General features: G+C 24.7%; 1 protein-coding gene. It reads left to right on the forward strand.

From position 1 onward, the window contains the following. The first annotated feature begins 651 nt into the window (after positions 1–651). Positions 652–1,239, forward strand: a complete 588-nt coding sequence (locus tag ACFCYN_RS25435; RefSeq protein ID WP_172443671.1) for an ATP-binding cassette domain-containing protein — start codon at positions 652–654, stop codon at positions 1,237–1,239. The last annotated feature ends 139 nt before the right edge of the window (positions 1,240–1,378 follow it).

Consider the following 1,378-nt stretch of genomic DNA (forward strand, 5'->3'; position numbering starts at 1 on the left):
TATACAAATTTTAACTTTTATTGCAGTAAATGCCTTCGCTTTTTATCTTTTATTACTATTTATATATAAAATAACAATGTATGAATCATTTAAAGGACAAAAAAATTATTTCTTTTACTTTTTTTTCATGGAATTGCTTTTTAGTTTTATTGCATTTAACATTATTTACATTGGGTGATTTTTTATTAAAACAATTAATCTATATTTTTTATGTATAATATGCGTATTTATTCTATTTTTAATTTTAGTGGACGTACCATCTAATATAAATTCTGCTACAGTTTATAAGAATACTTCATGTAAACCAGAAAATGTTTATAAAATATTTTCCAACAATTTACTGGCTGTTATCTTTTATATAATACCAATACTAGGAGTTGGAAAAATATTATTAGACATATATATTACAGTGGGATCATTAAAAATCTACTTACTACAATATAATTTTGAAAATACATTATTTTTATTTCTTCCCCATTTTTTCTTTGAATTATATGCTATGACAATATGGGTATATATGTCATGGGTTTTATTCAGAGATATTTTTATAGAAAAAGAGTTAAATTATACTCATTATATTAGATTAATATTTTTTTCTATTGTTCTTTTAATTATATCTGCAACGATTGAAGCTACTGAGGGGTGTTTTTTTTGATTGAATTAAAAAATATTGATTTTTTCTATCAGGAAGAAAACTATATCTTTAAAGATTTTAGTTTAACCCTATTAGATAATAAAAAATACTGGTTACAAGGTAAAAACGGATCAGGAAAAACTACACTATTAAATATAATATTGGGAATAAACAAGGTCAATGAAGGGAATTGCTACTTAAATTACAATAAAAGTAAAACCCTTTTTGTTCCGTCAACCCCTTTTTACGAACCTTATATGCTTTTAGAAGATTTTCTACATTTTTACCTTAATAAGATGTTGAAAATTCCGAAGCAATTCATCAATCTTGATGAATTAATAAAACAACTAGGACTAGAGAGTAACCGACACACTTCTTGCAAGGACTTATCTAAAGGAACTAAGCAAAAAATAATCATTTCAGCTTTATTTACTGACTATCCTTGGGAATATTTGTTCTTGGATGAACCTTTTGAGCATTTAGACATGGCTACATGCGAACTGGTTAAGGACAGAATTTTCAATGTCGAATCTTTTGTGTTTATTATAAATCACAAAGAACATTTATTAAGTGGTATATCTGACATTGAGAGGTTAGTATTATGAATTCAAAACCAATGTTTTTTATGAACTTTTCTCTATTATTCGGGATCATTTTTCTATTATTTATAGAAATTAAGAATTTTTATAATATTCATTGGTCACAATCAAATATCATAATAGCTATATTTGCTATATTTTTTGT

It is taken from the genome of Gottfriedia sp. NPDC056225, assembly GCF_042267765.1.
GTDB lineage: Bacteria > Bacillota > Bacilli > Bacillales > Bacillaceae_G > Gottfriedia.